Annotated in this window: 8 protein-coding genes; all 8 read right to left on the bottom strand. The window is 43.9% G+C overall.

What is annotated here, in order from left to right; all coding sequences use genetic code 11:
• Nucleotides 1-288: hypothetical protein (locus GEV47_RS06100; RefSeq protein WP_153233861.1), on the bottom strand; the 288-nt coding region annotated here is incomplete at its 3' end.
• Between the two features lie 23 nt (nucleotides 289-311).
• A complete protein-coding gene (locus GEV47_RS06095) occupies nucleotides 312-2387 on the bottom strand; it encodes a T6SS phospholipase effector Tle1-like catalytic domain-containing protein (RefSeq protein ID WP_153233860.1) in 2076 nt (691 codons plus the stop codon).
• Nucleotides 2388-2389: 2 nt separating this feature from the next.
• Nucleotides 2390-2887 carry a DUF3304 domain-containing protein gene (locus GEV47_RS06090; protein ID WP_194270600.1) on the bottom strand — a complete coding sequence of 166 codons (498 nt, stop codon included), beginning with the start codon at nucleotides 2885-2887 and terminating at the stop codon, nucleotides 2390-2392.
• 135 nt (nucleotides 2888-3022) lie between these two features.
• On the bottom strand, nucleotides 3023-3559 hold the full coding sequence (locus GEV47_RS06085) for a DUF3304 domain-containing protein (protein ID WP_153233858.1): 537 nt from the start codon (nucleotides 3557-3559) through the stop codon (nucleotides 3023-3025).
• An 80-nt stretch (nucleotides 3560-3639) separates the two neighbouring features.
• Nucleotides 3640-4128: a DUF3304 domain-containing protein gene (locus GEV47_RS06080; protein WP_194270599.1), complete on the bottom strand. Its 489-nt coding sequence runs from the start codon at nucleotides 4126-4128 to the stop codon at nucleotides 3640-3642.
• Between the two features lie 53 nt (nucleotides 4129-4181).
• Entirely contained in the window at nucleotides 4182-5528 is a 1347-nt protein-coding gene (locus GEV47_RS06075) for a DUF3304 domain-containing protein (protein WP_194270598.1), read from the bottom strand.
• 102 nt (nucleotides 5529-5630) lie between these two features.
• Nucleotides 5631-6527 carry a DUF4123 domain-containing protein gene (locus tag GEV47_RS06070; protein WP_153233855.1) on the bottom strand — a complete coding sequence of 299 codons (897 nt, stop codon included), beginning with the start codon at nucleotides 6525-6527 and terminating at the stop codon, nucleotides 5631-5633.
• A 20-nt stretch (nucleotides 6528-6547) separates the two neighbouring features.
• Nucleotides 6548-7319, bottom strand: a 772-nt coding sequence (locus GEV47_RS19365; protein WP_194270597.1) for a DUF2345 domain-containing protein, incomplete at its 5' end; no start/stop codon positions are given.

Here is a 7319-nt window from a genome sequence, read left to right as displayed (position 1 = left end):
CAAAGTCAACAGGATGGGTTTGGCGGCTTCATACAAGGGGTTACGGGCAGCAAGGATGAGCGCTAAACGTTCGTTGATGTGCGATGACGGTTCGGCGGCTCGGCTGGCGAGGGCGTCGATATGCTTGTCTCGCTCCCTTATATCTGTCTGGGCTTGAGATGACAGGCCAGTGCTAGATGGCATCTGCGTTGGAGCCTTAATTCCATCGTCCCAGCTGGCATTATTTTCATCTGCAACATTCAGCTGGGTCAGCGAAGACGGCTTAGCTTTATTAAGAAGCTTAGACATATATTTTGTCCTGTTAAGTCTAGTTAATAGACCATTCTCAGGAGCAAATAACCGCCCCCTTCACGTCGGGTAGAGGTTTGCGTTGCGAGTGTGGCGGATGGGCGCAACTCTAAATTGTCCGAATCTTTTTGAATTGGGAATAGCTCATTTCCATCTTTGTCTTTGAGAAGTGCTGCTTGCTCATCTGGGCTAAACACAGTTTGTTCGCTTGCCTTTTCCTTTGCAGTTTCTACATCAAGGCGATAACCCGGAGCATCATCGGCGGCTTGCAACGTTTTAACGCGGGAATAAATAATGTTTTTCGTATCATCTGGCAATGCCTGAAAATTCGACCATACTTGACTGTTATAGGGTGTCGTTGGTGCTTTTCCTTTAGCGAATTTCAAAACTTGTTCGGTTTTTTCTTCATTCGTGATGTAGCCAGATAAATAAAATCCGGCCAAAGAATCGTGTACCTGATGGGTCAATAACGATAAGAAAGGGGCACCGTAACCGACCATCGGGTTTTCAAACTCTTTCAACGCCCACAGTTCATCATTACTGACGGGTGTTTTATTTTTATAGCGATAGTAGAGCCAACTATTGTGACGCGGGTAACTTGGATCGACCAGTGCATAGTCGCGTTGCTGCGCACTCGCGTCATAAGGAGTCATCATTTTCCCTTGTTCGAAAATCCGCAAACGTAATGCTGCCAAATCGATTTTCAAATAGTCGTTGTAGCTATAGGCATCTTCCTGCTCTTGAGGGGTTGAAGGGCGATAGCATGGCACCGCTTTAAAATCATTGAGATATTGCTCTCGATACGCATAAAACAAGCCCATATGCTTTTGTGTCATCTTGTGAAAATCATCGGTCAGTACATTGGGGTCTTTCGGATCAACTTTTTCATCGCCTTTATACGCTTCCTTAAAGGCTGCCATATAGGCACTCCATGAAGTACCTAGATCGCTGTCGATGTCGTAATCTTTCTTGAGACGATCATCCATTACACAATACGGTAACAACGGCACGCCCGCAGTGACGGCCGCCTTGTGCATATGCAGCAGCGGTATCTGCGATATTAATTGCCCCATACTCTTTGCTTTACCTTGTTCCTTTGGCCCATAACCACCACCCACATCACAATGCACGCCGGGATACATGACTTCCGTCACATTTTGACCAGTGACACGGGTAACTGGAAAATTCATGCGTTGTTCATGGGCGGCGATGTAATGCACAGTTTGTTTAACGCAGCCGGGTAGGGGTTTCAAAATCTCACCAGACCAGCCAGCGTGGCCAGTGAAGGGAACGGGTAAGGTAAGCTTCATCGAACTGTTAGTGCCCACTGACGAAACACTGTCGAATATGCCCAGAAAATTAATCTCTGCCGGAATACCAGCAAACATACCATCGACTAAAACATCGTTAAACCAATAACAGAATGCGCGTGCTTGTACTGCCCCGCGCGAAAAGCCAAACACGTTTAATGTGATTTTAGGGATATATGGTTGATCTTTTTCTTTACGTTTCTTGATTAATTCGTCGGTAATTTTTTTAAACCAGGTACGACGTGTATCACGTGTTTCGTGAGGATCGCGTAAGGAGTCGTTACCTTCCACATCTTTTGTGTATTGCTTGAGTTTGGCGCTAATGGCTTGGTCATTAAACATCTGTATGTCATCATTAAAGGCTTGATGTACTGCATTGTAAACTTGTAGCAATCCGAATATGATACGAGCCTGTCCACCCCAGCCAAACGCTTTCCCATCTGAATCTTCACGTAGTTCATTATTTTCTGGGAAGCGTGTGCCGACACCCGGAGCGTAGATTTTGTAATGCCCAACAACTTTTAAATTGCCATCGCCATCGAAAGATTTGTGCGCTTTATATAATTTAACGACGTTGGTATGACTGCCAATTGGCTCATCACGAATCATATTGTTGTTTGTGCCATCGAAAAATACTCCAATATTGACGTTTTTCTGGCACGGAGGAATATCGGTGGTTGGCTTACCTTCTTTGAGTATGCGACAAGCTACGTCAGTAGTATCCGGCATCATGCAGGCTTCGGCGCGATCAAATATTGACAGAGGTGCGGATCGAATTTTAGCGGTCATTTTTATTCTTCCTCTGGTGGAGCAACTTTGATAGTTGGGGCGATAGGATGATTGGGATTCAGCGCGCCTATCAGTGGCGATGAAACTACTCGCACCTCATCATTTTGGAAAAAATGAACATATAGAGTTCCTGCCTCGTCATATTTTCTGATAGTGGTAGTTTTTTCTATCCAATTATCCTTACCCTTAATCGGACGATTCCAACGAACTTTGACTTTCATACCCGGTTGCCATTGTTTAGGAAGCATATAACCAGCGGCAACGAGACCGCCACAACTTAACCCATTTGCCATCCGCTTGCTAAATGGTTCTTGCACAGAATATGAATAGATATAGCCAACGCCATCGTGCGCATAGCAACGTAGACTCACATACGCCATCGGCACATTCACCACTTTCATCGCGGTGTATTTCGACAGGTCTTCAGTGTTTTTAGGTGTTGTGCTGCAAGCACTCAATGCGAGAGCAGCGACTAATAATAATGAGTATTTGATGCGCATTGATCTTCCTTCATTAAATGTTCTGTGAAAAATCATTTGAGCTTGCGACATGCCACATCAGTCGTGTTCGGCATCATGATAGCTTCCGCGCTATTACTTATAGACAAAGGTGCCGATAGAATTGATCCGCTCATTTTATTCTTCCTCCGGTGGGGCAATAACAACATCCTTAAGAATTGGATGTAAGGGACTTTCTGAGCCATATAGAGGAGAAGAAACTACTCGTACTTCATCATTTTGAAAAAAGTGAACATATAATGTTCCTGCCTCCGCATACTTTCTGATAGTGGTAGTTTTTTCTATCCAATCGCGTCCATTAGGTTTCCAGCGAACTTTAACTTTCATGCCAGGTTGCCATTGTTTAGGGAGCATATAGCCAGCAGCAACCGTACCGCCGCAATCTAGTCCATTTGCCATACGCTTACTAAATGGTTCTTGTACAGAATATGAATAGATATAGCCAACGCCTTTATGTGCAAAGCAATTTAGACTCACGTATGCCATCGGTACATTAACCACTTTCATCGCGGTGTATTTCGACAGGTCTTCAGTGTTTTTCTGTGTGCTGCAAGCACTCAATGCGAGAGCAGCGGCTAATAATAATGAGTATTTGATGCGCATTGATCTTCCTTCATTAAATGTTCTGTGAAAAATCATTTGAGCTTGCAACATGCCACATCAGTCGTGTTCGGCATCATGATAGCTTCCGCGCTATTACTTATAGATAAAGGTGCTGATTGAATTGAGCTCATTTACTCTTCCTCTGGTGGAGCAATTTTTACACTATCTAAAATTGGATGCTTAGGGTTACCTGCAGCATAACGTGCTGATGAAACCACTCTAACTTCATCATTAATAAAAAAATGTACTGTAATGTTCCCGGCTTCTTCATACTTTCTGATCGTAGTAGTTTTTTCTATCCAATCGCGTCCATTAGGTTTCCAGCGAACTTTAACTTTCATGCCCGGCTGCCATTGTTTTGGTAGCATATAGCCAGCAGCAACAAGCCCCCCACAACTTAGCCCACTTACCATGCGATTACTAAATGGTTCTTGGACGTAGTAAGAGCCAATGTAGTCAACCCCATCATGCCCATAGCAATTTAGGCTAACGTATGCCATCGGCACATTGACCACTTTCATCGCGGTGTATTTCGACAGGTCTTCAGTGTTTTTAGGTGTTGTGCTGCAAGCACTCAATGCGAGAGCAGCGACTAATAATAAAGAGTATTTGATACGCATAAAATTTTCTTTGTAGTCGGTTATTGAATGAAAAATTATTGATACTTGGATCCTCAGCGCCATTGGTTCTTATTTGAGGAAATTAATCGCACTTCGTCATTTGCAAAAAAATGTACCGTCGCAGTTTTTGGGATGTCATATTTTTCTATGGCGACATTTTTTTCTATCCAGTTATCTATTCCTTCAATAGGCCGATTCCATCGTACTTTGACACTTATCCCAGGAGTCCATTGATCTGGCAATGTGAAAAGACCGCCGTAATAAGCATTACGACGACAAGGTAAAGCGCTTATCACTTCTTCACTAAAAGGCTTCTGTATAGAGTAGGAGATAATATCGCCAGCCCCATCATGCACATAGCAACCGATACTGACAGTTGTCACAGGTATTTTGTAACGCAATAATGATTTATGTTTTGAAACATATTCACTCCTGTCAATTCCCTCGCGTTGTGCCTGTATGTTTATCAATGGCAATACAAGGGCTTTGATTCGTGGAATGTCATCATCACGATAATTTATCTGTTGCAATGCATCTTGTGCGATTGTGTATTGTTTGTATGGGGAAATTCCTTGTAATAGCTCTGGATACTCTAAGCTGACCATGTGAATTATTCGATCCGGCTCAGTCAGATCCCTAATTTTTCCTCTTTGAATTTCAGTTAAACTCATTGCACTTATAAAAGTTAAATTTGAATCAGAAACTGGTTTTGAGTTGAATAAATTTTCTGGCAAAACTAGTTTTGAAACAGGGATATTGGTGTAAATACCCTTACGGTTAATATATTGCCAGTGTTCGATAGGGCCCGATAAAACACTCCATTGCTCGGCTGTGTAAATATTTGGTAAGTCCTCAATTACACGACTATCGAAATAATTCCCGGTACTGCAAAAAGAGGAATTTAGCACTGGCGGGACACAGCGGGCGCTAATCAGTTTTCCTAAATGATTAGCTAATGGTTCTAGGTCAACATAACTTTCTAAGCGGCTAACAAAGTATTTTCCTTCAACTGGTTCTGTCAAAATCTTAATCTCTTCTTTGGCACCAGCCGGTAGCGCATCAACATCAATCAAAATGGCGTTTATACGATTTGGTTCGGGTACTTCATTACCGTCTTGTATCTTTTTAAAGAAATTGCCTTTCATTTTTAAAAATGACAGTGATTCTTTTTGTAAAACACTCATGTCTAGTAAAACATAATGGTGCAATACGCCATTCTCAACATATTGAGATTTATTAAAAATAATCCTGTAGTTATTTGGAAAATTCTCAGGAGTGTCAGGAAGAATTTCTAGAGGTTTTCTGTGTTTACTTGTTATGTCATCCCAAATTGATGATTGATAATTATCTGAACCGCATCGTGTCCCTCCACCGCCTAAACCACAGGCTGTCGTTTTCAAGAAACATCCGTTAATGAGTAAGATGGAAATGATTAAAATAAGATAAGCGCAAAGTTTATGAAGCATAAAATTCTTTCTTAAAACGATTTGCGAATGGGCTTCTTAAGGTGCGGAAGAGCGACGCAATGCAGCCTCAACGCCAATTTTTTGCGCCTGATCTAACAATTCCAACGCATAGGTGCGATCTGAAAATGTAATGGCCTTCATCATCAATGCATAACGTTCTGGTTCGCTGTTGATGCCACGCAGGGTCATCTCTCCTAATAAATTACTGATCATGTTGTAGAGCACAGATGCTTTGCGCCCCTTAATAAGTTGTTGCGCTTCTTCTGCCAGACTGCACAGAATGGTATCTGCCTCAGTATCAGCCACTAAACGCCCATATTGTCTATTCGTGATATCGATTGCATTGGCTTCGCCGATCTCCGTTGCTGCATAAGAAGCCGCATCCACATATGTCCCTGCAATGGTGGTGAGCGTACCCTTGCGATTGATCACATGCCATGCAGTGAAACCAAAACGGAAAGCTTCCAGTTGTGTTTCGCTAAGTGTTTCTAAAATATTTAAGGTGTTTAAGGTGTCGGCAAAGCGGATTACAAAACGCAGGCGATCCGATGGCGTATGCACTTGCAAAAATGGTGCAAAGTGGCGTTGCAGCGCTGTCAGTGATAACGGCGTCTGCAAGAAGCTGAGCATGGGTTTGCCTTGTCCATAGGCGAGTAATTGCGGTAAATTATTTTTACCGAGACGAATCAAAAATGGCGAGACTTCTTCGTAACCGCTGATGCTCGAGTCACCATACAGCGAGACAACGCCGGTATCGCTTTGCTGGCTGTTCTCCCATAGTTGCAGTCCTAGTGCTTTGTCGTAGACGCCATCGACTAGCGCATAGGCATGTAGCTTGCCTTGTTGTGCTTCATGCTCGGCAATGGTGTTGCTAATGGCGGTAACGATTTGACTTTGTAATTCTGGATGGTGTGGATCGACGCCGTGGTACATGGTCACTTCCTTATCGATGATTATTGTTTTTGCGCGGCGAGAGCGGATTTAGCTTTCATCGCCGCTTCCATACATTCTTTGCATATCGTTTGATGAAATTGTTGGAATTGCTGCTGCACGGCCATCGGCCCCATGGTTGCCATCGGTTTTGACCATACGGTGTGATCACCCAATGTGCGACCAATAATGCCCGTCGCATCAATCACCCATTCACTGCCACCAGCCTGCAAGCGGATACCGGTCTTGGCTTTCAGATTGATCCAGTCCGTCGTACTGATAATGTCGAAAACTTTCTGCGCAATCAGTTCAATATTGCCACTCTGTGCCTGTACACGGATATCACCTGCATTGGCAAACATGCGCATGCCGTCTTTTTGGACGAAGACCGAAAACTGTTCTTTGGTGGAAGCGTAGATGCCACCGCCACTGGTGAATGAAATATGATCAGTGCTGGTCAGCGCAATGTGTTTACCGCTGTAGAGATGCGCTGACTTTGGCGCTGTCATCAGGAGTCCGGCTTGACTGGCGATGGCCAGATGCGGTTCGGTGAATTCTTTGAGCGCACCACTGCCTTTGATGACGTCAGCTTGATGCTGCAAATCTGCAGTGACATTTTTTTGTTCGTTGTTTTGTGCCTTGGAAGTGGTGGCGTTGGCGGCCATTTCATTGGTCAAGGTCAATGCTTCGACCAGCAGATTGTTGATCTCTTGCACGCTCATGGCGTTACCCGCCGCACCCAGTCGAGCGTAGGTGGTAATCAGCATCCCCAATGCCGCACGTAGCGCTGCGTGA

Source organism: Glaciimonas soli (assembly GCF_009497155.1).
In the GTDB taxonomy this organism is placed as follows: domain Bacteria; phylum Pseudomonadota; class Gammaproteobacteria; order Burkholderiales; family Burkholderiaceae_D; genus Glaciimonas; species Glaciimonas soli.
Note: the sequence above shows the minus strand (reverse complement) of the source record. Positions and strands in the feature narration are given on the sequence as shown.

Excerpts from the sequence above, each read along its gene's own strand:
- GEV47_RS06095 (WP_153233860.1), bottom strand. The coding sequence starts at position 2,387 with ATGACCGCTAAAATTCGATCCGCACCTCTGTCAATATTTGATCGCGCC.
- GEV47_RS06090 (WP_194270600.1), bottom strand. The coding sequence starts at position 2,887 with ATGCGCATCAAATACTCATTATTATTAGTCGCTGCTCTCGCATTGAGT.
- GEV47_RS06085 (WP_153233858.1), bottom strand. The coding sequence starts at position 3,559 with ATGTTGCAAGCTCAAATGATTTTTCACAGAACATTTAATGAAGGAAGA.
- GEV47_RS06080 (WP_194270599.1), bottom strand. The coding sequence starts at position 4,128 with ATGCGTATCAAATACTCTTTATTATTAGTCGCTGCTCTCGCATTGAGT.
- GEV47_RS06070 (WP_153233855.1), bottom strand. The coding sequence starts at position 6,527 with ATGTACCACGGCGTCGATCCACACCATCCAGAATTACAAAGTCAAATC.